The organism is Limnohabitans sp. DM1 (assembly GCF_001269385.1).
Taxonomy (GTDB): domain Bacteria; phylum Pseudomonadota; class Gammaproteobacteria; order Burkholderiales; family Burkholderiaceae_C; genus Limnohabitans_A.
On record NZ_CXOO01000033.1, the window covers coordinates 46,197 to 72,820 of the forward strand.

Sequence of the window (26,624 nt, forward strand, 5' to 3'; positions counted from 1 at the left end):
CCATGACTTTTCATTTTTCGACATGACCCTTGCATTTTCCAAAGTCGCCATCATCGGCGCCGGCGCCATGGGCCGAGGCATCGCCCAAATCGCCGCGCAAGCAGGCAGCCAGGTCTGGCTGTATGACACACAAGCCGAAGCCATTCAAAAAGCGCGCGATGCCGTGTTCCAGCAATGGGACAAGTTGCAGGAAAAAGGGCGCCTGACAGCAGAAGCCGTGGCGGGCCACAAAAGCCGCCTGCTGGGCGCCACCAGCCTGCAAGACCTGGCCGAATGCGAGCTGGTCGTCGAAGCCATTGTTGAAAAGCTCGAGATCAAGAAAAGCTTGTTCACCGAACTCGAAAAAGTGCTGACCCCCACGGCCGTGCTGGTAACCAACACCTCGTCATTGTCTGTGACCGCCATTGCCGCCGCCTTGCAGCGCCCCGCCCAGTTTGCGGGCTACCACTTCTTCAACCCCGTGCCCCTCATGAAGGTGGTCGAGGTGATCGCGGGCCTCAAAACCGATCCGGCTGTGTGTGAGCGGCTGACCGAGTTTGCCCGCCAGATGGGCCACACGCCCGTGCAAGCGCAGGACACGCCCGGCTTCATCGTCAACCACGCGGGCCGCGGCTATGGCACCGAAGCCCTGCGCATCGTGAGCGAAGGCGTGGCCGATTTCGCGACGATTGACCGCATCCTTCGCGACCAGGTCGGCTTCAAACTCGGCCCCTTCGAGCTGTTTGACCTGACGGCTTTGGACGTGTCGCACCACGTTATCGAAGCGATTTACCACCAGTACTATGAAGAGCCGCGCTACCGGCCCAACGTCATCACCGCACAGCGTCTGGCCGGTGGCGTGGTGGGCAAAAAGGTCGGCGAAGGCTTCTACAAATACGTGGACGGCGCAGCGCAAGTGCCCGCCGAACCACCCGTGCCCGTGGTGGAAAACATCCCGCCCGTCTGGGTCTCGCCCCGCGCCACCCGCCGCATGGAGCTGCTGCAACTGCTCAAGGACCTGGGCGCGAAAATCGAAACCGGCGCATCGCCTTCACCCGAAGCACTGACCCTCGTGGCCCCGCTGGGTTTTGACATCACCACCGTGGCCGTGGTTGAGCGCCTGGACCCGGCCCGCACCGTGGGCATTGACATGCTGTTTGTGGATGCGTCTACCAAACGCCGTGTGCTCGCCACCAACCCCGCCACGCGCGCCGACATGCGCGATGCGGCCCATGCCCTGTTTGCCCGCGACGGCAAGGCGGTGTCGGTGATCCGGGACGGCGGCGGCTTTGTCACGCAGCGCGTGGTTGCAACAATAGTCAACATCGCCTCCGACATTTGCCAGCAGCGCATCTGCAGCCCACAAGACCTGGAGACCGCCGTCACCTTGGGCCTGGCCTACCCCATGGGCCCACTGGCCATGGGCAACCGACTGGGACCGGACAGCATCCTGGAAGTCTTGTTCAACCTGCAAACCGTTTATGGTGACCCCCGTTATCGCCCCAGCCCCTGGTTGCGCCGCCGGGGTGCGATTGGCCTGTCCTTGATGCACACGGAAGAATAATGACTTTGCGGGACAGATCTTCGGCTCTGTCCCCATCTGAATGGCTTTGCGGGACAGATCTTTAGCTCTGTCCCCAACTGATTAAGAAATATGACCGCCCAACTGCTCAGCACCAGCGAAGGCCGGACCCTGGTCCTGACCCTCAGCAACCCGGAGTTTCGCAACGCCCTCGGCCCCGAGATGTACGCCGCAGGCGTTGAAGCCCTGAGCGTGGCCGAATCGAGCGCCGATGTGCGCAGCGTGGTGATCACCGGGGCGAATGGCATCTTCAGCGCAGGCGGCAATTTGCAGCGCCTGCAAAACAACCGCCAGTTGCCGCCCAAGCACCAAGCGCAAAGCATCGAAGGCCTGCACAACTGGATCGAAGCCATCCGCACCTTCCCCAAGCCCGTGATCGCGGCTGTGGAAGGCCCGGCGGCCGGTGCCGGTTTTTCGCTGGCCCTGGCCTGCGACATGATCGTGGCCGCGCGCAACAGCGTGTTTGTGATGGCCTACAGCTCGATTGCTTTGTCGCCCGATGGCGGCGGCAGCTGGAGCCTGTCGCGCACCGTGCCACGCCAGTTGGCCACCGAACTGCTGATGTGCGGCGAGCGCATCAGCGCCGAGCGCCTGCAGCAGCTGGGCGTGGTCAATCGCCTCGCGGATGCAGGCCAAGCCTTGCAGCAAGCTTTGGATCTGTGCGAACAACTCAACGCCCGCGCCCCCAACGCACTGGCCAGCATCAAGGAGCTGCTCAGCGACGCGGATGGCAGCAGCTTGAACGCGCAACTGGCGCGTGAGCGCAATGAATTTGTCAAAAATCTGCACCACCCCAACGCAGGTATTGGCATTGGGGCGTTTTTGAACAAGCAAAAACCCGAGTACGAATAAAGCGACTGGTCCCCCAGGCGACAAAAATCCGATCATCAGTCACTCAAAGGACAGAGCATGGACGAACCGATTCTGACAATGGAGGAACGAGAGGCGATCAACAGTGGTCGCTGGTTCTCCAGTCTTTCACCTTCACTTCGACACGACATACTTCGATGCGCTTACGTCAAACGTCACAAGGACGGCGATATGCTCGCTGCGCGGGGAGATCCGCCCGAGCAGTGGATCGCCTGCGCCAAGGGCGCGGTGCGTGTGAGCTCGACCTCGGTGTCGGGCAAGCAGATCACCTTGACCTATGTGGAGCCGGGCATCTGGTTCGGCGACGTGTCGATCTTCGACGGGGATCGGCGCACGCACGACTGCTACGCACACGGCGAAACCACCACACTGAACGTGGCCAAGGCCGACTTCAAGAAAATTCTCACGCAGCACGTCGAGTTTTACGACGCCATGCTGCGCCTGCATGCCAGGCGCATTCGCCAGCTCTACGGCTTGGTGGAAGACCTCAACACCCTGCCCTTGCGGGCCCGGCTGGCCAAACAGCTCAACCACTTGCTGCGCAGCTACGGCGTGCCCAGCTTGTCGGACGCCAAGGCGATTCGCATCAGCTTGCAGCTGGCCCAGGAAGAACTGGCCCAGCTGCTGGGTGCATCGCGCCAGCGGGTCAACCAGGAACTCAAGCAGATGGAGCGCGAGCAAATCATCCGCATCGAGCCCGGTGGCCTGGTGGTGCTGGACCGCGACGCGCTGCTGCTGATCGTGAACGCGGACCACTGACACACCCCATTTCCACCCTCTCGCCGCTGTCTGCGGCGGCCACTGATTTCCGACGGGTCCACCCATGAGTGCTTTTGATCATTTTGTGGGGACCCGGCCTGTCACCGGCACCCACGCCTTCGACATCCCTGCCCTGGAGGCCTGGCTCAGCGCCCGGCTGCCTGGTTTTGTGGGCCCCTTGAGCGTGGAAATGTTCAAGGGCGGGCAATCCAACCCCACCTACAAGCTCATCACCCCCTCGCGCCAATACGTGATGCGGGCCAAGCCCGGCCCGGTGGCCAAGCTGCTGCCCTCGGCGCATGCCATTGAGCGCGAATTTGCCGTCATGCAAGGCCTGCACGGCACGGGCGTCCCCGTGGCCCAAATGCATGTGCTGTGCGACGACGAATCGGTGATCGGTCGTGCGTTTTACGTCATGGAATTCGTGCAAGGTCGTGTGCTCTGGGACCAGTCCCTGCCCGGCATGACCCCTGCCGAGCGCGGCGCGATTTACGACGAAATGAACCGGGTGCTGGCCGCGCTGCACAAGGTCGATGTGGCCAAGCAAGGCCTGTCCAGCTACGGCAAGCCGGGCAACTACATCGAGCGCCAAATCGGCCGCTGGAGCAAGCAGTACGCGGCGTCCGTCACCCAGCCCATCCCCGAGATGGACCAGCTGATCGAGTGGCTGCCCCAAAACATCCCGGACAGCGCCAAGGACGAGTCGCTGGTCGGCATCGTGCACGGCGACTACCGCCTGGACAACCTGATGTTCCATCCCAACGAAGCGCGCGTGCTGGCGGTGCTGGACTGGGAGCTGTCCACCCTGGGCCACCCGTTGGCCGACTTCAGCTACCACTGCATGGCCTGGCACATCAGCCCCGGCACATTCCGGGGCATTGGTGGGCTGGACCTGGCCGCTTTGGGCATCCCTTCTGAAGCCGAGTACATCCGCCGCTATTGCGAGCGCACCGGCTTCACCACGCCCGAGGCTTTGGCCAAAGACTGGAACTTTTACCTCGCCTACAACATGTTCCGCATCGCGGCCATTTTGCAAGGCATTGCCAAACGTGTCGAAGACGGCACCGCGTCCAGTGAACAAGCCAAAACATCGGGTGCGGGTGCCAAACCCATGGCCGAGTTGGCCTGGCGTTTTGCCTGCAAAGCCTGAACTTTTTTACCCCCCGAACCACAACCCCAGGAGAGAGACCATGGATTTTGAATACACCCCCAAGGTCAAAGACATGCAGGCCCGTTTGTTGGCCTTTATGGACGAGCACATTTACCCCAACGAGGCGCGGTTCTTTGAAGAGATCGCTGAAAACCGTGCCAAAGGCAATGCCTGGGTCCCCACCAAAATCGTCGAGGAACTCAAGCCCAAGGCCTTGGCCGCCGGATTGTGGAACCTGTTTTTGCCCAAGTCCACCCGCGCACCCCAAGGCCTGTCCAACCTCGAATACGCGCCGCTGTGCGAGATCATGGGACGCGTGCCCTTTGCCGCAGAAATCTTCAACTGCTCGGCACCCGACACCGGCAACATGGAAACCCTGGAGCGCTACGCCAGCGAAGAACTGAAAGACACATGGCTTGAGCCATTGCTGCGCGGCGAAATCCGCTCGGCCTTTTTGATGACCGAGCCCGATGTGGCCTCTTCAGACGCCACCAACATCGAGTGCGAGATCCGCCGCGACGGCAACGACTACGTCATCAACGGCCGCAAGTGGTGGTCGTCCGGCGCGGGTGACCCACGTTGCGCGGTTTACATCGTCATGGGCAAAACCAACCCTGACGCTGGCCGTCACGAGCAGCAGTCCATGATCGTGGTGCCCGCCAACTCGCCCGGCATCACCGTGGTGCGCGCCCTGTCGGTGTTTGGTTACGACGATGCGCCACACGGCCACATGGAGGTGGTGCTCAAGAACGTGCGTGTGCCAGCCGAAAACATTTTGCTGGGCGAAGGCCGTGGCTTTGAAATCGCCCAAGGCCGCTTGGGCCCTGGCCGCATCCACCACTGCATGCGCACCATCGGCATTGCCGAGCGCGCCCTGGAGCTGATGTGCAAACGCCTGAACGAGCGCGTGGCCTTTGGCCGCGAAGTGGCCCGCCAGACCGTGTGGCAAGAGCGCATCGCCGAGTCGCGTTGCATGATCGAGCAGGCCCGCCTGCTCACGCTCAAAGCTGCGCACATGATGGACACCGTGGGCAACAAGGTCGCCAAGGCCGAGATCGCGATGATCAAGATCGTGGCCCCCAACATGGCCTGCCAGATCATCGACTGGGCCATTCAGGCCCACGGCGGTGGTGGCGTGTCGCAAGACTTCCCGCTGGCCTATGCCTACGCCCACCAGCGCACCCTGCGCTTGGCCGACGGTCCGGACGAGGTGCACCGCAACTCGCTGGCCAAGCTGGAACTGGCCAAGCAACTGGCCATGCCGGGCGACGTCCGCATGCCCGTGACACGCGGCAGCTGATCGCTGCACCGCCCACCCGAAACGGCCTGCATATGCAGGCCGTTTTTTTGCGATGATGTCTGTCTCTTGCCTTGATGGATTTGCCGATGATCGACCTTTACAACTAGCCCACACCCAACGGCCACAAAATTCACATCATGCTGGAAGAATGTGGCTTGCCCTATCGGGTACACGTCGTGAACATTGGTCAAGGCGACCAGTTCAAACCCGCCTTCCTCAAAATCAGCCCCAACAACAAAATTCCCCCCTTGGTGGATTCGCAGGGACCGGACGGAACGCCCATCTCCTTGTTCGAGTCGGGTGCCATTTTGTTGTATCTGTCCGCCAAGACGGGACGGTTTTTGCCAACATCCGACCGCGCCAAATACGATGTGCTGCAATGGCTGATGTTCCAGATGGGGGGCTTGGACCCATGCTCGGGCAAGCCCACCACTTTCGCATCTACGCCCCTGAAAAAATCGACTACGCCGTGCAGCGCTACACCAACGAGGCCAAGCGCCTGTATGGCGTGCTGGACAAACAGCTCAAGGGCAAGGACTGGATCGCGGGCGGCGAGTACTCCATCGCCGACATGGCCATCTTTCCGTGGCTGCGCAGCTGGCAAAACCAGGGCCTCGACTGGGCAGACTATCCACGACTTAAAGCCTGGTTTGACCGCATCGCTGAGCGCCCTGCCGTGCAAAAAGCCGTGCTTGTGCTGGCCGATGCTCGCAAACCGCTGCTGGATGACAAGGCCAAACAAGCGCTGTTTGGTCCGGCACAGTACAAAAAACGCTGAAAGATTTGCAGTTGTTTGTGCAGCGCGTCAAAAAACCAAGTTTTGCTGGTTAGAATACGTGCAGTCGGAGCGTAGCGCAGCCTGGTAGCGCATCTGCTTTGGGAGCAGAGGGTCGCGAGTTCGAATCCCGCCGCTCCGACCATTCCAAAAAACATTGGCCCGCAAGGGCCTTTTGTTTTTGCAGCATCTGTCCGTAGCTCAGTTGGATAGAGCAACAGCCTTCTAAGCTGTGGGTCCCTGGTTCGATCCCAGGCGGGCAGGCCACCCACCTCAAGGGTGTCCGGCGATCATCCCAAAATTGTCTTGTTTGAAAAGCAGCCACAGCTCCAGCCAAGCTGGCTCTCTCAAAGGCCACGCATCCTCAAACAACATGCTTTTTCATGCATTCACCTGAATGTTTTCAGGGTATGCACTTAGAAAAAATCTGCCGCTCCAAGTCAAATTCCGCACTTAAAGTGCCATGATTATTCAGTATGCTTTGACCAGATTCTTCTGGAAAGATCTTGGCATTCGACACTTCCAATTGCACCTCAGGAGCAAACCAACATGACCCATTCATTGACCTCCCGTCGCCAGATGCTGACCCAGGGCGCTGCTTTGATGAGCGCCAGTACCGCCAGCTTGCTGCTGCCTGAAACTGCTCTGGCCCAAAGCGGCAAGATCCGTGTGGGCTTTATGCTGCCCTACACCGGCACCTTTGCCCAACTGGGCGTGGCCATTGAAAACGGGGTGCGCATGGCCATCAACGAACAAGGCGGCAAGCTCGGCGGCCGTGAGATCGAGTGGTTCAAAGTGGACGACGAGTCCGAGCCCTCCAAAGCCATCGAAAACGCGAACAAGCTGGTGCAACGCGACAAGGTCGATGTGCTGATCGGCACCGTGCACTCCGGCGTGCAAATGGGCATCCACCGCGTGGCCCGCGAAAGCGGCGTGATCAACCTGATCCCCAACGCCGGTGTGCACATCGCCACCCGCGCCCAGTGCGCCCCCAACGTGTTCCGCACCAGTTTCTCCAACAGCCAGCCCACCATGGCGCTGGGCGAGGCCATGGTCAAGCGCGGCCACAAAAAGGCGGTCTGGATCACCTGGAAATACGCCGCTGGCGACGAAGCCTTCGAGGGCTTCAAAGAAAGCTATACCAAAGCCGGTGGCACCATCATCAAGGAGTTGGGCCTGCCCTTCCCCAACGTCGAGTTCCAGGCGCTGCTGACCGAAATCGCCGCGCTAAAGCCCGACGCTGTGGCTTGCTTCTTTGCAGGCGGCGGCGCGGCCAAGTTCTTGCGCGACTACGCTGCTGCGGGCCTCAAGGGCAAGATTCCGCTGTATGGCTCGGGCTTTTTGACCGAGGGCGTGCTCGAAGCCGCAGGCCCCGCAGCCGATGGCGTGCTCACTGCCCTGCACTACGGCGACGGCATCGAGACCAAGCGCAACAAGGAATTCCGCCTCAACTACGCCAAGACCTTCAAGATGCAACCCGACGTGTACGCCGTGCAAGGCTACGACACGGGCTTGCTGCTGGTGCAAGGCGCCAACGCGGTCAAGGGCGATGTGAGCCAGAAGGCCAACATGATCAAGGCCATGGAAGTGGCCGTGATCGACAGCCCGCGCGGCAAATGGACCATGAGCAAGTCGCACAACCCGGTGCAAGACATTTACCTGCGCGAGGTTTCCAATAAGGAAAACAAGGTGATTGGGATCGCCGCCAAGGCCCTGGCCGACTCAGGCGCTGGCTGCCGCATGTGATGCTGCCTCCCCCTGGGTCACCCAGGGGCGGCGGGGGGGTCAAAGCCCAACAAGCGCAACCCATTTGGCCGTGATCCTCCACAAGGCGGAACACTCGTCAAATGGGTTTTTCTTCGCCTGGCACCTGACCATCCCCAAAAAGACCCCAGGTCAATTGCCGCAGCCATTGGTGACCCGGGTCACGGTGCAAGCGACTGTGCCAAAACTGGTGGATGGCGCTTTGCGCCAGGGGTATCGGTAAATCGCGTTTGACGAGACCAAACGGTTCGAGGACGCGGTCCGCAAACCGTTCGGGCACGGTGGCAATCAGGTTCGAGTGGCGCAGCACATCACCCAGGGCCACATAGTGCGGCACGGTCAAACGAAACTGCCGACGCAATTTTTGATTTTCCAAAGCGACATCGACCCGGCCATGGCCTGTGCCGGCCGCCACGATGCGCACATGCTCGGCGGCGGTGAATGCCGCCAGATGCAGCATGTCTTGTTCTGCCAGCGCATGCCCTTGGCGCATCAAACAAATGTATTTCTGCCGAAACAAGGCTTGCTGAAAAAACCCCGCCTGCAGCTGCGGCAACAAACCCATGGCCAGGTCAATGCGGCCGGTGGCCATGTCCTCTTTGAGCGAGGCCTGCGTCACGCTGACCACCTGCAAAGTCACCCCGGGGGCTGAACGCGTCAAGGCATCCACCAGCACCGGCAAAAAATACATCTCGCCCACATCGGTCATGGCCAGGGTGAAGCTGCGCGTGCTCAGCGACGGGTCAAATGCCGCCCGCACATTCAAGGCTTGTTGCAAACCATCCAAAGCCAGGGCCACGGGTTCGGCCAATTGCAAGGCATAGGGCGTGGGCTCCATGCGCCCTTGCGTGCGCAAAAAAAGCTCATCGCCCAAAGTGCTGCGCAAACGCCCCAAGGCACTGCTGACGGCCGGCTGGCTCATGCCCAGCACCTCAGCCACCGTGGACACCCGCTTCTTCAATAGCAAGTGATGCAAGACCACCAACAGGTTCAGATCGATTTTGGAGATGTCCATGGGAAGACGCCCTTTGATATTTGATTTTCAAATACTGACTATACAAATAATCCGGTTTACTAATTTTTAGATTTTACGCATGATCCAGGTCAAGTTTCATCAGGAGTCTCCATGCAGGAACACCCCATTCACTGGGAGACACAGGGCACGAGCCGTGTGCCCTTTGCCCTTTATGCCAACCAGGACAGCCACAAAAAAGAGCTGGACCGTTTTTTCTACAAAGCCCACTGGAGCTATGTGGGCCTGGAGGCCGAAGTCCCCAACCCGGGCGACTTCAAACGGACCGTGATCGGTGAGCGCTCTGTCATCCTGACCCGCAGCCAGGACGGTCAAATTCACGTCGTTGAAAACGTCTGCGCACACCGGGGTATGGCGTTTTGCCGTGAGCGCCATGGCAACAAAAAAGAACTGGTTTGCCCCTACCACCAGTGGAGCTATGCGCTCGATGGCCAGCTGCAAGGCGTGCCTTTCCGCCGTGGCGTGCGCCAGGATGGCAAGGTCAACGGCGGCATGCCCGCCGACTTTGACCCCAAGGACCATGGACTGACCTCGCTGAAAGTGGCCACACGGGGTGGGGTGGTGTTCGCCTCGTTTGACCACGCGGTGGAATCGCTCGAAGACTTCATGGGCCCCACCATCCTGCGGTACTTTGACCGCCTGTTCAACGGCCGCAAACTCACCATCCTGGGCTACAACCGACAGCACATCCCGGGCAACTGGAAGCTGATGCAGGAAAACATCAAAGACCCTTACCACCCCGGTCTGCTGCACACCTGGTTTGTGACCTTTGGCCTCTGGCGTGCTGACAACAAATCCGAGCTGCGCATGGACGAACACCACCGACACGCGGCCATGATTTCCACGCGCGGCTCAGCGGGTCAGGCTGCGGGTGACAAAGCCCAGGTCACGCAAGTGAGCAGCTTCAAGGCCAGCATGCAGCTCCATGACCCGAGCTTTCTGGACATCGTGCCCGAGCCTTGGTGGCAATTGGGTGATCAGATGCCTACGGCCGTGATGATGACGCTGTTTCCCAGCGTGATTTTTCAGCAGCAGGTCAACAGCGTGTCCACCCGCCACATCCAGCCTGACGGCCATGGCGCATTCGACTTTGTCTGGACGCATTTTGGCTTTGAAGACGACACGCCCGAGATGACCGAGCGCCGCTTGCGCCAGTCCAACCTGTTTGGCCCGGCGGGCTTCGTGTCGGCCGACGACGGCGAAGTGATCGAGTTTTCGCAGCAGGCCTTTGAAAGCAAACCCGAGCACCGCATGCTGGTGGAGCTGGGTGGACGCGATGTGGGCGAGACCGACCACATGGTGACCGAAACCCTGATCCGGGGCATGTACGAATACTGGCGCAAAGTGATGGAGGATTGATCATGGCCAAACCCTTGATAGACCTGCAAACCTGGTTCGACATCCAGCAGCTTTATGCCGATTACGCCAGCGCCGTGGACAGCGGCCAATGGGACCTGTGGCCCGAATTTTTCACCGAGCAGTGCGTGTACAAACTGCAACCGCGTGAAAACTTTGATCGGGGCTTTCCGCTGTGCACGCTGTCTTTCACCAGCAAGGGCATGCTCAAGGACCGCGCCTATGGCATCCAAGAGACGCTTTACCACGACCCCTATTACCAGCGGCATGTGGTGGGCGCGCCCATGGTGCGTCGCGTTGAAGACGGTCGCATTCACGCCGAAGCCAACTACGCGGTATTTCGCACCAAGCTCGACAAGGAAAGCACCGTGTTCAATGTGGGCCGCTACATCGACACCATCGTGCCAACCCCCGAAGGCTTCAAGTTCGCTGAACGGCTTTGCGTGTACGACAGCGAGATGATTCCCAACTCCATCATTTACCCCATCTGATCGTGAACCCCCTATGACCGTATGGACCGACGTGGCCGCCGAGGCCGATTTGTTTGAAGGCGCAGGCATCGCCGTCGCCCCCGATGGCCAGGACATTGCCGTCTTCAAACTCGAAGATGGCGGCGTTTTTGCCATCAACAACCTGTGCAGCCATGGCAACGCCAAACTCTGCGATGGCTTCGTCGAAGGCCACCATGTGGAGTGCCCCTTTCATCAGGCGCTGTTTGATGTGCGCGATGGCTCCGTAAGCTGCGGCCCGGCCACCGAGCCGGTCAAGACTTGGCCGGTCAAGATTGAGAATGGCCGAGTTCTGCTGAAGCTCGATCAGTGACGGCAAAGCAACCGTTAAACTAGCCAGCGGCGGACTTGTTCCGCCGTTTTTACAAGCGCTTTTGCTTGACTCTTTCCTTTGGACGCAGATCTGATGGACTTCGTGAATTTTTTGATCCAGCTGCTCAACAGCGTCCAGTACGGGCTGCTGTTGTTCATGCTGGCTGCGGGCCTGACGCTGATCTTCGGCATCATGGGCGTGGTGAATTTGGCGCACGGCAGCTTTTACATGCTGGGGGCTTACCTGGCTTGGTCTTTGGCCGCGCAGCTGGGCAGCTTCACGCTGGCCATCATCGTGGGCACGGCTTTGTCCGTGGCTTTTGGTCTGCTCATTGAGCGCTTGCTGTTTCGCCACTTCTACCACCGTGACCACTTGGACCAAGTGCTGCTCACGTTTGGCCTGATTTACGTGTTTGAAGAGCTGCGCTCCATGATTTGGGGTGACGATGTCCACGGCCTGCCCGTGCCCGAGTTGCTGGCCGCGTCCATTCCCCTCACCGAAAACCTGTCTTATCCGGTGTACCGCCTGTTCATGTCGGGCGTGTGCCTGGTGCTGGCGCTGGGTCTGTATTTGCTGATCTCCAAAACCCGATTGGGCATGAAGATCCGTGCAGGAGCCTTCAACCGCGAGATGACCGAATCGCTGGGTGTGAACATCAAGCTGATCCACTCGGTGGTGTTCGCTCTGGGCATTGGCCTGGCCTCGATCGCGGGCATGATCGCCGCGCCTGTATCGAGCGTCTACCCCAACATGGGCTCACAGGTCTTGATCATGTGCTTTGTGGTGGTGGTCATTGGCGGCATCGGCTCGGTGCGCGGCGCTTTGATCGCCGCCTTGCTGGTCGGCTTGGTCGACACCTTTGGCAAGGTGCTGCTGCCCCAAGCCTCGGGCATGCTGGTGTATGTGCTGATGGCAGCTGTGCTGCTGTACAAACCCGAAGGCCTGTTCAAGCAATGAAAATGACAACGACATGAGCACGCCCCAAATTCACCTTGAAACCCTGCCGCGCAGCATCCAGCTGGTGATGGTGCTGGGCTTTTTGGCGCTCGCCGCCTTCCCCTTTGTCGGCTCCGACTTCTACACGGCCATGGTCGTGCGCATGATGATCCTGGCCATCCTGGCCATGAGCCTGGATTTGCTGCAAGGCGTCACCGGCCTGGTGTCGCTGGGCCACGCCGCCTACTTTGGCCTGGCCGGTTATGTGCTGGCTTTTGTGACGCCGCAAAACGAGCCGATCAGTTTATACACCAGCTTGCCCTTAGCGGTGGGCGGCTCAGCATTGGCGGCTTTGGTCATTGGCTTTTTGGTGGTGCGCACGCACGGCATCTACTTCATCATGGTGACCATGGCCTTTGCGCAAATGATTTTCTTCATCTTCTTCGACAACAAGGCGCTGGGTGGCTCGGACGGTTTGTTCCTGAACTTCCGCCCCGATGCAGGCATCATCGACCTGGAAAACAAACGCGTGTTTTATTACTTCACGTTGGGCTGTTTGCTGGCGGTGTATGTGTTTTTGCGCCGCCTGCTCTGGAGCCCCTTTGGCCGAGCGCTGTCGGGCATCCGCGTGAACGAGCACCGCATGCGGGCGCTGGGCTTCAACACCTTCAGCCACAAGCTGGCGGCCTTCACACTGGCGGGTGCCTTGGCGGGTTTGGCGGGTTATTTGTTCGCGGCGCAAACCGGTTTTGTGAACCCCGAACTCATGGGCTTTCACCTCAGTGCACACGCCATCATGATGGTGATTTTGGGCGGCATGGGCAATTTTGCAGGGGCCATTGTGGGCGCCTTCAGCTTTGAATATCTGCTGCACCTGTTCAAGGACCTGCCCAATGTGGGCAACTTCAAAACCGGCAAGCACTGGCAAATGTGGATGGGCTTGTTCATCGTGGCGCTGATCATCTTTGCGCCCAAAGGCATTTTGGGCCTGATCAACCGGGCTTTTGGCAGCAAAACAGCCAAGGGGGCGGGTCATGACTGATCGCCAAGTCTTGTTGTCCGCCCGTGGCTTGACCAAACGCTTTGGCGGCTTGGCGGCTGTGAATGAGGTTTCGCTGGATTTGTGGCTCGGCCAGATCCACGCGGTGATTGGCCCCAACGGCGCGGGCAAGTCCACGCTGACCAACCTGCTCTCGGGCGACCTGCCGCCCACCAGCGGCAGCATCACCCTCAATGGCCAAGACATCACCGGCTGGACCCCCGAAAAAATCTCGCGCCACGGCTTGGGCCGCAGCTACCAAAAAACAAACATCTTCAGCACCTTCAGCGTGTGGGACAACGTGCGCCTGGCCGCCCAATCGCGTGTGCAGCCCTCGCCCTTCAACCCGCTGGGCTGGTTGAAGACAGCGGCCCGCATGCAGGCTGTGAACCAGCGGGCTGAACGCGCGATGGAACTGGCGGGGCTGCAAGACCGCCGCCACGCCCAAGCCGGGGCCACCAGCCACGGCGAGCAACGCCAGCTCGAAATCGCCATGACCTTGGCCACCGAACCCCGGGTGCTGTTGCTCGACGAGCCGCTGGCGGGCATGGGCCAGGCCGAGGCCGAGCGCATGGTGCAGCTGCTGCTGCGCCTCAAAAAAGAACACGCCATCTTGCTGGTGGAGCACGACATGGACGCCGTGTTCACGCTGGCCGACCACCTCACGGTGATGGTCAACGGGCAAGTGATTGCGAGCGACACGCCTGTGGCAGTGCGGGCCGATGCGGGTGTGCAGGCCGCTTACCTGGGCGAGGAACACTGACATGAGCGATTTGTTGATCCAGGCCCAAGACCTGAACACCTATTACGGCGCGAGCCACATCCTGCGTGGCGTGAACTTTTCTGTGGGCCGTGGCGAGACGATTGGCCTCATGGGCCGCAACGGCATGGGCAAAAGCACCCTGCTCAAAACCCTCATGGGCATCGTGCCGCCACGCACGGGCACGGTGGACATCAAGGGCCAACGCATGAACGGCCGCCCCACCTTTGAAGTGGCGCAACTGGGCATCGCCTATGTGCCTGAGGGCCGGGGTATTTTCGGCAACCTGAGTGTGGTGGAAAACCTGCAAATGGCCGCCCGGCCTGGCACCAACGGGCAACGCGACTGGACGTACGATCGCGTGCTCGAGACCTTCCCTCGCCTCAAAGAACGCCTGGGCCACGGCGGCCAGCAACTGTCGGGCGGCGAGCAGCAAATGCTCACCATCGGCCGGGCGCTCATGACCAACCCCGACGTGCTCATCCTGGACGAAGCCACCGAAGGCCTGGCCCCGCTGATCGCCCGCGACATCTGGCGCATCTGCAGCCTGATCAAGGAAAGTGGCATCAGCTCGATCATCGTCGACAAGAACTGGAAACACGTCACCCAGATCACCGACCGCAACATCATCCTCGTCAAAGGCCAGGTGGTGTTCGAAGGCTCCTCGCAAATCCTGTTGAACGACCCGAGTGTGCTGGAGCAGCATTTGGGGGTTTGAGCCACTGAGCTCAATCCAGCACCAATGCCAATGATGGATCCGGCCCTTTGAAGTCTGCAGGTTGACTTCGATCTTGCACCTTGTGGGACCCAGCTCTGCTGGCGATCAGACGCTTGTGGACCACAGGCTTTTCGCTTGGCTGGCAAGCTCCCACAAAATCCTCACAACGGGCAACACACGGCTCAGACTTCATCGGGCCGAATCTATTAATAAGCCCCAGCTGGATTGCCGCGTCCCGCCATGTCGCTTCGCTCCTCGCGGCTCAAGGCAGCTCCTCGCCATGACGAAATGCTGGTCATTGCGAGCGCAGCGTGGCAATCCATGACTTGGGGTCACGTCAGTACAGCGCCAGCATCACTTATTTTGCAAGGGTCTTCACCAACGCACAATCGGCCTGAGCGATGCCAGAATCAATCCTTTCACTCAATGCTTCAGGGAGCTCATGTTTCGCAATGCAGTCATCACGGGCGCCTGTGGCGGGCTGGGTCAATCGCTGGCGCGGCAGCTGATCGCGCAAGGCACACACGTCGCTTTGGTCGGCATGAACCGCACCGCCCTGCAGGCGCTGGCCGATCTGGCCCCTGAGCGTTGCCGCATTTACACCCCCGACGTGTCCGATGCCCACGCCATGCAAACCATGGCCAGCGACTGGCTCACGCAGCACGGCGCGCCCGACCTGGTGGTGGCCAATGCGGGTGTGGCAGGCGGCTTTGACACCACAGAGGCGCAAGACCTGGCCGTGATGCGCCGCATGCTCGAGATCAACCTGCTGGGCGTGGCCACCACCTTTCAGCCTTTTTTGGGCGCCATGCACAGCAGCGGCCAATCGGGTGCGCTGGTGGGCGTGGCCAGCATTGCGGGCTGGCGTGGCATGCCGGGCAACGGGGCCTATTGCGCCAGCAAGGCCGGGCTGATCGCCTATTTGCAAAGCCTGCGCGCCGAACTGCGCCGCAGCCCCATCACCGTGCACACCATCAACCCGGGCTACTTGCGTACAGCGCTCACGGCGGGCAACACCTTTGCCATGCCCGGCCTGCTCGAACCCGACGATGCGGCCCGCGCCCTGCTGCAAGGCGTGGCCCGTGGCCGCGAACACATCGTGCTGCCGCGCCATGTGGGCTGGCTGTCACGCACGCTGTCGTTGCTGCCTGCACGCTGGCACGACCACATCCTGCTGGGCCAACCCCGCAAACCACGCGCCGGACAAGCCGGTGCCACCGACATCCCCGGGCTGACAACGCCCCCCACACACCATGACCGCTGAAGCCTTGCCACCCCACCCCACCCATTCACAGATTGCCCTGATTGGCGCAGGACCCGCAGGCCTGGCCGGTGCCCGGGCACTCAGCCACCACGGCGTGGCTTTTCAGGGCTTTGAAGCCCACACCGATGTGGGCGGCCTGTGGAACGCGGGCAACCCCCGCTCCACGGTGTACGAATCGGCGCACCTGATCTCGAGCAAGCGCATGACCGAGTTCACCGAATTCCCGATGGACAAGGGCGTGGCCGATTACCCAAGCCACCGAGAGTTGTTGCCTTATTTCCAGGCCTATGCCCGGCACTTTGACCTGCTTCGGCATTACCGCTTCGGGGTGCGCGTGGTGCAAGTGCAGCCCTTGAGCGACGCCCCGGACACCCTGTGGCGCGTGACCATTGACCCCGGCAACGGCCAGCTCGAAAGCGCTGACTACAAAGGCGTGGTGATCGCCAACGGCACCCTGGCCGAGCCCAATATGCCCGCCTTTGAAGGCCAGTTCAGCGGCGAGTTGCTGCACACCTCGGCTTACAAAAGCGCCCGGCAATTTGACGGCAAACGTGTGCTCATCGTGGGCGCAGGCAATTCGGGTTGCGACATCGCGGTCGACGCCGTGCACCACGCCCAAAGCGTGGACATTTCGGTGCGCCGAGGCTATTACTTCGTGCCCAAATACGTGTTTGGCAAACCGGCCGACACCGTGGGCGGCAAGATCACGCTGCCCATGCGCCTGAAGCAAGCCGTTGACAGCACCATCCTCAAATGGTTCACCGGCGACCCGGTGCGCTTTGGCTTTCCCAAACCCGCCTACAAGATGTACGAGTCGCACCCCGTGGTCAACTCGCTGATCCTGTACCACATTGGCCATGGTGACGTGAGGGTGCAGCCCGACATTGCGCGGCTGGATGGCCAGACTGTGCACTTCAAGGATGGCAGCCACAAAGACTACGACATGGTCATGGCCGCCACCGGCTACAAGCTGCATTACCCCTTCATTGACCACGCCCTGCTCAACTGGCAAGGCATGGCGCCCCGGCTGTACCTGAACATGCTGTCGCCACAGTTCCGCCGCCTGGCGGTGCTGGGCATGGTCGAGGCCAGCGGTCTGGGCTGGCAAGGCCGCTACGAACAGGCCGATCTGGTGGCGCGTTACTTCAAAGGACTGGACAGCGGCCACCCCGCTGCGCAAGCGCTTGACCAGGCGCGTCAAGGCCCCTCGCCCGACGTGTCGGGCGGCTACCGCTACCTGCAACTGGAACGCATGGCGTACTACGTCAACAAAGACGCCTACCGCGCCGCCGTGCGCCAAGCCTCGGCCGCGCTGGCCTGACCCACAAACGCCCCCAAGGAACAACCCATGCTGCCTGTTGACGACATACGCCTGAACTTCAACCCCGCCTCACTGGCCCTGCTCAACGGCGTGCTGGCTTTTTTGATGTTCGGCATCGCGCTCGATACCCGCATTGACGACTTCCGCCGCCTGCTGCGCATGCCCATGGCCTTTGCAGTGGGTATCGCAGCGCAGTTCATCGCCCTGCCCGCCATCACCTTTGGCCTGACGCTGCTGCTGCAACCGCCCCCCAGCATCGCGCTGGGCATGATTTTGGTGGCCTGCTGCCCGCCAGGCAACGTGAGCAACATCCTCACGCACCGAGCAGGCGGCAACGTGGCGCTCAGCGTGTCGATGACGGCGGTGTCCAATGCCATCGCGGTCGTGGCCATGCCCCTGAACTTCGCGTTCTGGGGCGGCTTGCACCCCACGGGCTCCAAGCTTTTGACCAGCATCGCCTTGGACCCGGTGCAGATGTTTGTCCACATCCTGCTCATCATCGGGCTGCCCTTTGTGCTGGGCCTGCTGTGCATCCGCTACCTGCCGATCTGGACCGAGCGCTTCAAAAAACCGCTGCGCATCATCAGCTTCCTGGCCCTGATCGGCTTCATCGTGGCCGCGATTGCGGGCAACTGGCGCTACTTTTTGGACTATGTGGGCCTGGTGCTGGTGGCCGTCATCTTGCATGACGCGTTGGCTTTTGGCACCGGGTGGTTTTGCGCCAAAGCAGCCCGTTTGTCCGACTACGACAGCCGCGCCTTGTCGATCGAAGTGGGCATCCGCAACGCGGGCCTGGGCCTGGTGCTGATTTTCAGCTTCTTCAATGGCCTGGGCGGCATGGCCGTGGTGGCCGGTGTCTGGGGCTTTTGGGACATCATCGCGGGCCTGATTTTGGCGGGCTGGTGGGCACGCAAACCCTTACGCAGCGACGGCCCCAGCAGCGAACACAGTGCGCCATGAACCAGGCATTGAATGCGCAGGGTACGCTTCCCGCGCAAGCCCTGCGCGTGCTGGTGACCGGTGCCAGCGGCTTTCTGGGCCAAGGCTTGGTCCACGCCCTGGCTGAGCAAGGCACGGCAAACACCGTGGTCGCCGTCGATGTGCGCGAGGTGCCTGCCGCCCTGCGCCTGCCCGGCATCCATTACGTGACACAAGACGTGCGCGACCCGACGCTGGCCGAGACGATTGCCGCACACCAGATCGACACCGTGGTGCACCTGGCCTCCATCGTCACGCCCGGCAAAGACTCCAACCGCGCCCTGGAATATTCGGTCGATGTGGACGGCACCCGCAACGTGCTGCAAGCCTGCGTGCAGCACGGCGTGGGCCACATCGTGGTGTCTTCGAGCGGTGCGGCCTATGGTTACCATGCCGACAACCCCGCCTGGCTGACCGAAGATCACCCCTTGCGCGGCAACGAAAGCTTTGCCTACAGCCACCACAAAAGGCTGGTCGAAGAGATGCTGGCCGACTACCGCCAAAGCCACCCCGCTTTGCAGCAAACCGTGCTGCGCATCGGCACCATCCTGGGTGAACGGGTGGACAACCAGATCACCGCCCTGTTTGAAAAGCCGCGCCTCTTGGCCATCCGTGGCTCAGACAGCCCGTTTGTCTTCATCTGGGACGAAGACGTGACCGGGGCCATCCTGCACGCACTCAGCGGCCAGGCCCCCAGCGGCTGCTACAACCTGGCCGGTGACGGCGCCTTGACGATTGCCGAGATTGCCAAGCGCTTGAACAAACGCCCCCGCGTGCTGCCCGCCTGGCTTTTGAAAACCGCCTTGTTCATCGGCCACACGCTGGGCATCAGCCGCTACGGGCCTGAGCAACTCGACTTCTTGCGCTACCGGCCGGTGCTGCTGAACACCACGCTCAAAACGCGCTTTGGTTACACACCCCAAAAAACCAGCACCCAGGCGTTTGAAGCCCTGACCGCGCACCGAACCCTGACCGACAAGCCCCTGCGCGCAGAAGACTGAACACTTCGCCGAACATCATTCAGACCTCGAACTGCCATGGCTTGCCGTCATCGCGAGGAGCGCAGCGACGCGGCGATCCAGTACGTGCATTTGTGTAAGCACAGAGACTGGATGAGCACCCTGTACTCGCCATGTGACAACAAGCCGAAATACTGGAAATTCGTTCACAGCAAAGGCCGCAACTGCCTCGCCGCATCCTGCAACAAGGGCAACCACTTTCGCTCAACGGCCGGGGCTGTCAGCTGCTCGGCCGTCCCCACCACATTGAGCGCGGCCAGTGTCTGCCCTTGCATATTGCGCAGCGGCACAGCCAGCGCGTGGATGCCCAGCTCGTGTGCATCGCGGGCCAGGCAGTAGTCATCCTGGCGAACCTGCTCGATCAAGGCCTTGAACTTGGCTGCCCCCACTTCGGTTTGTGGCGTGATGCGGGTCAATTCACGGCCCTTGAGCCAAGCCATGAAATCTGCCTTGGACAAATTGGCCAGCAAGACCCGCCCTGTGGACGTGGCGTGCGCGGGCAGGCGCGCCCCCAGGTGCAAGCCATAAGCCAGGTGCCGCACCGGTTCGGCCACACCTGCGCTGCGCGCCACGATCACGCCCTCACCGCCATCGAGCACCACCGCGCTGAAAGCCGCCTGCGTTTCCTGTGCCAGACGGTTGAGTGTGGGCTGCAACGTGCGCGGCAGGCGCGAAGTGGCCATGTAACTGCCCGCAAAGCGCAGCACCCGCGCCGACAACCAGTAATGGCTGCCATCGGTTTCCAAGTAACCCAACTCGGCCAACGTGAGCAAATGCCGCCGCGCCGCTGCCCGGGTGATGCCCGTGCGCTGCGCGGCCAGCGTGGCGTTGAGCCGCTGGCGTTCGGTGTCAAAGGCTTCGAGCACGGCCAGGCCTTTGGCAAGGCCTTCGATGTAGTCTGCTTTGGCGATGGTCATGGGGGCCTTGGTCGTGAAATATCGGCTTTGTGCAAGCGCGTTGATGCGCATCAATTTGCGCGGTGATCGCACAAATTATCCATGCATCGCACAAACTCGGACAAGCGCAAGGCGTTGAAACCGCTGGGCCGCCTAAGCTTGCGCCCATTGTTTTTGAGACCTCTTGACGGAGACACACGCATGACCAAAGCCACCCGCACCCAGGTTGCCATCATCGGCGCAGGCCCCTCGGGCTTGCTGCTGGGGCAACTGCTCTACAAAGCCGGCATCGACGCCATCATCGTGGAACGCCAGACCGGCGACTACGTGCTCTCGCGCATCCGCGCGGGCGTGCTGGAGCAAGTCACCATGGATCTGCTCGACGAGGCCGGTGTGGGCCAGCGCATGCACAAAGAGGGCCTGATCCACGGCGGCTTTGACCTGCTGTTCAAAGGCGCGCGGCACCGCATTGACATGAACCAGCTCACGGGCGGCAAAAACGTCATGGTCTACGGCCAGACCGAAGTCACCCGCGACCTGATGGACGCCCGCCAGGCAGCAGGCTTGCCCACCGTGTATGAAGCACACAACGTGCAGGTGAACGAGTTCGACTCTGCCAAGCCCCGCGTCACTTACGAAAAAGACGGCCAGACCCACACCATCGAGTGCGACTTCATCGCGGGCTGCGACGGCTTTCATGGCGTGTGCCGCGCCAGCGCCCCCAAAGACAAGATCCGCGAATACGAAAAGGTCTACCCCTTCGGCTGGCTGGGCGTGTTGTCAGACACTCCACCTGTGCACCACGAACTCATTTACGCCAACAGCACGCGTGGCTTTGCCCTGTGCTCGCAGCGCAGCGCCACGCGCAGCCGCTACTACCTGCAAGTGCCCCTGACCGACAAGGTCGAAGAGTGGAGCGACGAAGCCTTCTGGGAAGAGCTGCGCAAGCGCCTCGACCCCGAAGCCCGCGAGCACCTGATCACCGGCCCCAGCATCGAAAAAAGCATCGCCCCGCTGCGCAGCTTTGTGACCGAGCCCATGCGCTTTGGCCGCATGTTCCTTGCCGGTGACGCCGCCCACATCGTGCCACCCACAGGCGCCAAGGGCCTGAACCTGGCTGCCACCGATGTGAAGTACCTGTCCACCGCCATCATCGAGTACTACCAGGAGAACTCCGAAGCGGGCATCGACGCGTATTCAGAGCGTTGCCTGCGCCGCATCTGGCGTGCCGAGCGCTTTTCCTGGTGGTTCACCAGCCTGATGCACCACTTTCCCGAAAACGGCGACATCGGCCAAAAATTCCAGGACGCCGAACTCGACTACCTGATCCACAGCGAATCAGGTTCACGCACGATTGCTGAAAACTACGTCGGGCTGCCGCTCAATTTTGGCGATTGACGTCGGACTCTGCGAGTGCCGACCTACGAGGGCCGTGTCTTTGTAGGTCGGTGGTCGAAGACCCCGACAAGCAGCCTGCACCGAAGCAAAAAAACGTCGGACCTGACGGCTACCGACCTACCCCAAAAACTTCAAGCTGCCCACTTCACCAGACCGCTGTAGCTGGTGCCCAGCACCACCAGACCGAACACGATCCGGTACCAGGCAAACACTTCAAAGCTGTGGCTGGAGATGAACTTGAGCAGCCAACGCACGCACACCCAAGCGCTCAAGAATGAGAAGAGCAGACCCACGCCAAACATCGGCGCATCGGCCATGCTCAGCAAGGCACGCTCTTTGTAGAGGCTGTAAGCCCCCGCTCCGATCAGCGTAGGAATAGCCAGATAAAAAGAAAAATCGGTGGCCGCCTTGCGCGACAGACCGAGCAACATGCCGCCGATGATGGTCGCGCCGCTGCGGCTGGTGCCCGGAATCATGGCCAGGCACTGCACCAGCCCGACCTTCAAGGCGTCCTGCCAACGCATGTCTTCCACTTCGCCAATGCGCACAGCGCTGGCCCGTCTGCGCTCGGCCCACAAAATGATGAAACCGCCAATGATGAAACTGGTCGCCACCACCTCGGGTGTGAACAGGTTCGCCTTGATGGCCTTGCCAAACATCAAGCCCAGAATCACGGCCGGCACAAAGGCGATGAACACATTGAGCGCAAAACGCTGGGCATCGGCACTGTGGGGCAAAGCGCGCACCGTGCTGCTGATCTTTTGCCAATACACAATGATCACCGCCAAAATCGCGCCCGTCTGGATGGCGATGTCGAACACCTTGGCCTTGTCATCGTCAAAGCCCAGCAAAGCCCCCGCCAAAATCAAATGCCCGGTGGACGAAATCGGCAAGAACTCGGTCAAACCCTCGACCACGCCCATCACGGCGGCTTTCAGCAACAACATCAGGTCCACAAACGCTCCTCGAAAAATCTGGGGGGATTATCGTTGCTTGGGCATGACGCCCTCCACAAATTCGACGCAAACTCCCATTGGCGTGCGCCATTCACACCCGCCCATGGCATCTCGCGCCGCGTGAACTGCCAGCCGTCGCATACGCATTGATAAGGGGCTCCTGGCACGCCACAGTGCAGGCACCACAAGCCATTCAAGAGCCTCAAACGTGCCACTGCCCTCATCCCTGACACCCACCATCGCTGTTCACATGAGCCTGGCGCTCAGCGCCGTCGCCATCGGCCCTTGGGTCCTCTGGGCTCGCATGGGCTCCACCCTTCGCCCCCAACTGCACCGCGCCCTGGGCTACGCCTGGGTCACCTGCATGCTGGGGGCCGCACTCACAGGCGTGTTCATCCGCGACTTCCGGCTGCCCAACCTCTGGGGCTACACGCCCATCCATTTGCTCATTCCGCTGACCCTGTTCAGCCTGTACCGTGCCTTCCGGTATTTGGCAGCGGGCAACATCACCGGCCACCGCGAAACCATGCAATGGCTGTATTTCGGGGCCTGCATCGTCGCAGGCAGCTTCACGCTGCTGCCCGGGCGCTTTCTGGGCCAACTGGTTTGGGGCCAGTGGCTGGGTTGATTGAGCCAGGGACTTTGAGTCGTGCACCACAAGCATAGCCAACGCTCACCAAGCGCGAAGTTGGATGTTTTTGTAGGAGCCCACCCCTGTGGGCGATGGCGAGCCTGCAATCGCCCACAGGGGTGGGCTCCTACCAAGAGACCAACTCAACCACAACAAAACCCATGAAAGCAACTGCATCATGACCACCCCTCTCCAAACCTTCACCCGCCTGGCTTGCACCTTCAGCTTGCTGGCCGCCAGCGCCAGCCAGGCCCAAGTCACTTCTGTGGGCATGCGCCAGATTCAGTCGAACGGCATGACCGTCACCTTGGTCTACCCCACTGCGGCAGCGGCTCAAGACGTCACTTACGGCGCATTCACCGTCCCCATCGCCAGCAACGCTGCGCCTTTGCCAGCAGATTCAACAGCGGCATCGGGCAAACGGGCGCTGATTGTCTTGTCGCACGGCAGCGCAGGCAGCGCCCTGCCCGAACACACGCTGGCCGCCACACTGGCCCGCGCCGGTTTTGTGGTGGCCCAGCCCGAGCACCGGGGCGACAACTGGCAAGACTTCAGCAAAGCAGGCCCCGAGAGCTGGAAAACCCGCCCGCAAGACGTGAGCGAGACCATCGACGCCGTGGCGCGTGACCCTGCACTGGCCGCGCTGGTGGACACCCGTCGCGTGGGCGTGCACGGCATGTCGGCGGGCGGCGTGACCGGCCTGGTGCTGGCCGGGGCGCAATGGCGCATGTTGAATTTGGTGCAGCACTGTGCGCAGTACCTGGACGAGGACATCGGCTTTTGCCTCAATGGCCTGGCCACACAACCGAGCGTGCAACTGCTGCGCAAGAGCCAATTTGCCATGGGCCGCATGCTGACCGAAACCACTGCGCCCACCCGCTTCAAAACCCTGCACGGCGGTGCAAGCCCCAGCGCAGCCGCAGACCCGCGCCCCGACCCGCGTGTGGTCGCCGTCAGCCTGGCGGTGCCCGTCAGCGTCATCTTCACCCCCGAAAGCCTGGCGCGCATCCGCATCCCCGTGGCCTTGAGCACATCGGGCGATGACGGTGTGCTGCTGCCCCGCTTTCACAGCCAGCATGTGCTGAAGCATTGCACCCGCTGCACCACCCTGTCGGAGCACCCGCAAGCGGGCCACTTCGACTGGCTCTCGCCCTGGCCTGCCAGCGTGGCCCAAACCGTGGCCGCCACCCAAATGCGCGGTGGCCTGCCCAACCCCGCATTCAGCGACGCAGACCGCCAAAAAGCCTTCGACCAGATCGCGGTATTCTTCAAACAAAAACTCTAAATCAGCCATGAACACCCACACCCTGCTTGCCTGGCTCCCACCCCATCATCGCCGCCCTTTGCTGCAGCGCTTGAAGATCGTCTGGGCCGTGGCATTTTTGATCGGCTTGGGCACCTGGATCAGCAGCCGGGCCAACGGGCACCCCAGCGCCTTCGATGTGTCGCTGGTTTACGCCTACGCCATCTCCACCTTCATTTGGCTGCTGACCGATGTGCCGCGCTTTGCCTTCAAGCGCCTGCTGCGCTCTCCAGCGCCCTACTACTGGCCGCCTGCGCTGCCCGCCACGCTCATGCTGTTGGTGGGCATTCCTCTGGGCTTTGTGCTGGGCAGACTGTTGGGCGATGCATATTCGGGCAAGTCCACCTGGGATTTGCTTGAACACAACCAAAACCGCTTTTTGGGCCTGATGCTCATCTCCCTCGCCATCAGCATCGCCTTCGTCGCGTATTTCAGCCAACGCGGCAAAGCCGAATCGCTGGCCAACGAGGTGACACAGGCGCAGCTCATGCTGCTGCAGTCGCAGCTCGAACCTCACATGCTGTTCAACACCCTGGCGCATTTGCGGGCCTTGATCGGGCAAGACACCGCACGCGCCCACGCCATGCTGGATCACCTGAACGACTACCTGCGCACCACGCTGCAGGCCACGCGACTGCCGATGCACCAAGCGCTGCACGCGCTGGGCGACGAGTTCTCTCGTCTGGGCGATTACCTGAGCCTGATGGCGATCCGCATGGGGCCACGCATGGCGTTTGAATTGGACTTGCCGCCCGCCTTGGCCACAGCGCCCCTGCCGCGTTTCATTCTGCAGCCGCTGGTGGAAAACGCCATCCGCCACGGCCTGGAGCCCCAGGTCAGCGGCGGCCGCATCGAGGTGCAGGCCCGCGCCGAGGGTGCGCAGCTGCTGCTGACGGTGCGTGACAACGGCAGCGGCATCAGCGAACTGGCGCTGGCCGATGCGGCCCGCCCGCTGCAGGCAGACGGCGCACAGGCTGGACACTCTTGGGGCCTAAGCCATGTGCGCCAACGCCTGCACACCCTGTATGGCCCACGCGCGGGCATGCACATCAGCCCCTTGCCCACGGGCGGCACCTGCGTGGTGCTGACATTGCCTTTCACAACACCCACCCCATGAACACCCCCACCGCCCTGATCGCCGAAGACGAGCCCCTGCTGGCGCAAACCCTGGCGAACGAACTGCGCGACTTGTGGCCCGCACTGCGTGTGCTGGCCACTGCGGGCGACGGCCTGAGCGCCGTGCAACTGGCGCTGCAACACTGCCCCGACGTGCTGTTTTTTGACATCCGCATGCCGGGCCAAACCGGGCTGGAGGCCGCCGCCGAACTGGCCGAAGAATGGCCCGAAACTCACACTTTTCCACTGCTGGTGTTTGTGACGGCCTACGATCAATACGCCATTGCCGCGTTTGACGCGCAGGCGGTGGACTACGTGCTCAAGCCCGTGCGCGCCGACCGGCTGGCCCAAACCGTGGCGCGGCTGCAAAACGGCCTGCGCCAGCGCCAGCCCGGCCCCCAAACCAGCAAGCAGCTTGACCCGGTGCTCCATCAACTGCGCGCCTTGCTGAGCGCGTCCACCGAAGCCGCCAAACCCGAAGCTCCCTTGCAACTGCTGCAAGCGAGCGTGGGCAAAGCGCTGCGCATGGTGCCCGTGGCCGAGGTGCTGCGCCTGGAAGCCGCCGACAAATACGTGCGCGTGTTCACGCTGGACGGCAGCGAAGTGCTGCTGCGCACCCCGCTCAAAGAACTCATGCAGCGGCTCGACGCGCAAGAGTTCTGGCAAATCCACCGGGGCTCTGTGGTGCGCGCCAGCGCCATCGACAGCGTCACCCGCGACGACACGGGCCGCTTGAGCCTGCGCCTCAAAGGCCATGCCGACACCCTGGCCGTGAGCCGCCTGTACGCCCATTTGTTCAAAGCGATGTGAGCCTGCGTGAGGACACGAGTGATGACATGACACAGTGCAAAAGCGGGGTGAGCTTGGCGGGGTCAATACAAAGTGTTGAATAATTCAAC

25 protein-coding genes, 2 tRNA genes and 1 pseudogene are annotated in these 26,624 nt (G+C 61.5%); 25 read left to right on the forward strand and 3 right to left on the reverse strand.

Features of this window, described 5'->3' with window-relative positions:
* The first annotated feature begins 22 nt into the window (after nt 1-22).
* From AMM33_RS13335 to AMM33_RS13375, 9 genes and pseudogenes are all read left to right on the forward strand, one after another.
* Complete coding sequence (locus AMM33_RS13335) at nt 23-1,543, forward strand: 3-hydroxyacyl-CoA dehydrogenase (protein WP_090141856.1); 1,521 nt, start codon at nt 23-25, stop codon at nt 1,541-1,543.
* 90 nt (nt 1,544-1,633) lie between these two features.
* A complete protein-coding gene (locus AMM33_RS13340) occupies nt 1,634-2,413 on the forward strand; it encodes an oxepin-CoA hydrolase, alternative type (RefSeq protein WP_090141806.1) in 780 nt (259 codons plus the stop codon).
* Nucleotides 2,414-2,470: 57 nt separating this feature from the next.
* Nucleotides 2,471-3,190 carry a Crp/Fnr family transcriptional regulator gene (locus AMM33_RS13345; RefSeq protein WP_062405217.1) on the forward strand — a complete coding sequence of 240 codons (720 nt, stop codon included), beginning with the start codon at nt 2,471-2,473 and terminating at the stop codon, nt 3,188-3,190.
* Nucleotides 3,191-3,254: 64 nt separating this feature from the next.
* A complete protein-coding gene (locus tag AMM33_RS13350; RefSeq protein WP_090141807.1) occupies nt 3,255-4,340 on the forward strand; it encodes a phosphotransferase in 1,086 nt (361 codons plus the stop codon).
* A 40-nt stretch (nt 4,341-4,380) separates the two neighbouring features.
* Complete coding sequence (locus tag AMM33_RS13355) at nt 4,381-5,640, forward strand: acyl-CoA dehydrogenase family protein (RefSeq protein WP_090141808.1); 1,260 nt, start codon at nt 4,381-4,383, stop codon at nt 5,638-5,640.
* A gap of 137 nt (nt 5,641-5,777) precedes the next feature.
* Nucleotides 5,778-6,418 (forward strand): annotated as a pseudogene (locus AMM33_RS13360) (glutathione S-transferase family protein).
* A 65-nt stretch (nt 6,419-6,483) separates the two neighbouring features.
* A tRNA-Pro gene (locus AMM33_RS13365) sits at nt 6,484-6,560 on the forward strand.
* Nucleotides 6,561-6,605: 45 nt separating this feature from the next.
* Nucleotides 6,606-6,682 (forward strand) — tRNA-Arg (locus tag AMM33_RS13370).
* A gap of 294 nt (nt 6,683-6,976) precedes the next feature.
* Nucleotides 6,977-8,161 (forward strand): ABC transporter substrate-binding protein, encoded by a 1,185-nt coding sequence (locus AMM33_RS13375; protein WP_090141857.1) that lies wholly within the window; start codon nt 6,977-6,979, stop codon nt 8,159-8,161.
* A 97-nt stretch (nt 8,162-8,258) separates the two neighbouring features.
* Here AMM33_RS13375 and AMM33_RS13380 read toward each other — a convergent pair whose 3' ends face one another.
* Nucleotides 8,259-9,194 (reverse strand): LysR family transcriptional regulator, encoded by a 936-nt coding sequence (locus AMM33_RS13380; RefSeq protein WP_090141809.1) that lies wholly within the window; start codon nt 9,192-9,194, stop codon nt 8,259-8,261.
* A 111-nt stretch (nt 9,195-9,305) separates the two neighbouring features.
* Here AMM33_RS13380 and AMM33_RS13385 point away from each other — a divergent pair, with 111 nt between their 5' ends.
* The 11 genes from AMM33_RS13385 (at nt 9,306) to AMM33_RS13435 (ending at nt 19,407) form a co-directional block, all read left to right on the forward strand.
* The gene (locus tag AMM33_RS13385) at nt 9,306-10,571 is read left to right on the forward strand and encodes an aromatic ring-hydroxylating dioxygenase subunit alpha (RefSeq protein WP_090141810.1); all 1,266 of its coding nucleotides are present in this window, start codon (nt 9,306-9,308) and stop codon (nt 10,569-10,571) included.
* 2 nt (nt 10,572-10,573) lie between these two features.
* Nucleotides 10,574-11,059, forward strand: a complete 486-nt coding sequence (locus AMM33_RS13390; RefSeq protein WP_090141811.1) for an aromatic-ring-hydroxylating dioxygenase subunit beta — start codon at nt 10,574-10,576, stop codon at nt 11,057-11,059.
* A 13-nt stretch (nt 11,060-11,072) separates the two neighbouring features.
* Complete coding sequence (locus AMM33_RS13395; protein WP_090141812.1) at nt 11,073-11,390, forward strand: non-heme iron oxygenase ferredoxin subunit; 318 nt, start codon at nt 11,073-11,075, stop codon at nt 11,388-11,390.
* 93 nt (nt 11,391-11,483) lie between these two features.
* Entirely contained in the window at nt 11,484-12,347 is an 864-nt protein-coding gene (locus AMM33_RS13400) for a branched-chain amino acid ABC transporter permease (protein WP_053174555.1), read from the forward strand.
* Nucleotides 12,348-12,360: 13 nt separating this feature from the next.
* Nucleotides 12,361-13,368 (forward strand): branched-chain amino acid ABC transporter permease, encoded by a 1,008-nt coding sequence (locus AMM33_RS13405; RefSeq protein WP_090141813.1) that lies wholly within the window; start codon nt 12,361-12,363, stop codon nt 13,366-13,368.
* Nucleotides 13,361-14,128: an ABC transporter ATP-binding protein gene (locus tag AMM33_RS13410; protein WP_090141814.1), complete on the forward strand. Its 768-nt coding sequence runs from the start codon at nt 13,361-13,363 to the stop codon at nt 14,126-14,128. The genes AMM33_RS13405 and AMM33_RS13410 overlap by 8 nt, the downstream gene beginning before the upstream one ends.
* A gap of 1 nt (nt 14,129) precedes the next feature.
* Nucleotides 14,130-14,843 carry an ABC transporter ATP-binding protein gene (locus AMM33_RS13415; RefSeq protein WP_090141815.1) on the forward strand — a complete coding sequence of 238 codons (714 nt, stop codon included), beginning with the start codon at nt 14,130-14,132 and terminating at the stop codon, nt 14,841-14,843.
* 442 nt (nt 14,844-15,285) lie between these two features.
* Entirely contained in the window at nt 15,286-16,107 is an 822-nt protein-coding gene (locus tag AMM33_RS13420; protein ID WP_090141816.1) for an SDR family oxidoreductase, read from the forward strand.
* Complete coding sequence (locus AMM33_RS13425; protein ID WP_090141817.1) at nt 16,097-17,428, forward strand: flavin-containing monooxygenase; 1,332 nt, start codon at nt 16,097-16,099, stop codon at nt 17,426-17,428. The genes AMM33_RS13420 and AMM33_RS13425 overlap by 11 nt, the downstream gene beginning before the upstream one ends.
* Before the next feature lie 27 nt (nt 17,429-17,455).
* Nucleotides 17,456-18,388: a bile acid:sodium symporter family protein gene (locus AMM33_RS13430; protein ID WP_090141818.1), complete on the forward strand. Its 933-nt coding sequence runs from the start codon at nt 17,456-17,458 to the stop codon at nt 18,386-18,388.
* Nucleotides 18,385-19,407, forward strand: coding sequence for an SDR family oxidoreductase (locus AMM33_RS13435; protein WP_090141819.1), 1,023 nt, complete (start codon nt 18,385-18,387; stop codon nt 19,405-19,407). The genes AMM33_RS13430 and AMM33_RS13435 overlap by 4 nt, the downstream gene beginning before the upstream one ends.
* 164 nt (nt 19,408-19,571) lie before the next feature.
* Here the strand turns inward: AMM33_RS13435 and AMM33_RS13440 are convergent, their stop codons facing one another.
* Complete coding sequence (locus AMM33_RS13440) at nt 19,572-20,342, reverse strand: IclR family transcriptional regulator domain-containing protein (RefSeq protein ID WP_090141858.1); 771 nt, start codon at nt 20,340-20,342, stop codon at nt 19,572-19,574.
* Between the two features lie 180 nt (nt 20,343-20,522).
* Between AMM33_RS13440 and pobA the strand changes: the two genes are divergently transcribed.
* On the forward strand, nt 20,523-21,719 hold the full coding sequence (pobA, locus tag AMM33_RS13445) for a 4-hydroxybenzoate 3-monooxygenase (protein ID WP_090141820.1): 1,197 nt from the start codon (nt 20,523-20,525) through the stop codon (nt 21,717-21,719).
* A gap of 131 nt (nt 21,720-21,850) precedes the next feature.
* Here pobA and AMM33_RS13450 read toward each other — a convergent pair whose 3' ends face one another.
* A complete protein-coding gene (locus tag AMM33_RS13450) occupies nt 21,851-22,675 on the reverse strand; it encodes an undecaprenyl-diphosphate phosphatase (RefSeq protein ID WP_090141821.1) in 825 nt (274 codons plus the stop codon).
* A 250-nt stretch (nt 22,676-22,925) separates the two neighbouring features.
* On the opposite strand from AMM33_RS13450, the gene AMM33_RS13455 reads away from it, so the two are divergent.
* The 4 genes from AMM33_RS13455 to AMM33_RS13470 all read left to right on the forward strand — a co-directional run bounded on the left by AMM33_RS13455 (nt 22,926) and on the right by AMM33_RS13470 (nt 26,535).
* The gene (locus tag AMM33_RS13455) at nt 22,926-23,303 is read left to right on the forward strand and encodes a DUF2306 domain-containing protein (protein ID WP_090141822.1); all 378 of its coding nucleotides are present in this window, start codon (nt 22,926-22,928) and stop codon (nt 23,301-23,303) included.
* Between the two features lie 181 nt (nt 23,304-23,484).
* The gene (locus tag AMM33_RS13460; RefSeq protein WP_194945451.1) at nt 23,485-24,591 is read left to right on the forward strand and encodes an alpha/beta hydrolase family protein; all 1,107 of its coding nucleotides are present in this window, start codon (nt 23,485-23,487) and stop codon (nt 24,589-24,591) included.
* 7 nt (nt 24,592-24,598) lie between these two features.
* Nucleotides 24,599-25,726 (forward strand): sensor histidine kinase, encoded by a 1,128-nt coding sequence (locus tag AMM33_RS13465; protein WP_090141824.1) that lies wholly within the window; start codon nt 24,599-24,601, stop codon nt 25,724-25,726.
* Entirely contained in the window at nt 25,723-26,535 is an 813-nt protein-coding gene (locus tag AMM33_RS13470) for a LytR/AlgR family response regulator transcription factor (RefSeq protein ID WP_090141825.1), read from the forward strand. Before AMM33_RS13465 ends, AMM33_RS13470 begins: the two co-directional genes overlap by 4 nt.
* Nucleotides 26,536-26,624 lie beyond the last annotated feature (89 nt).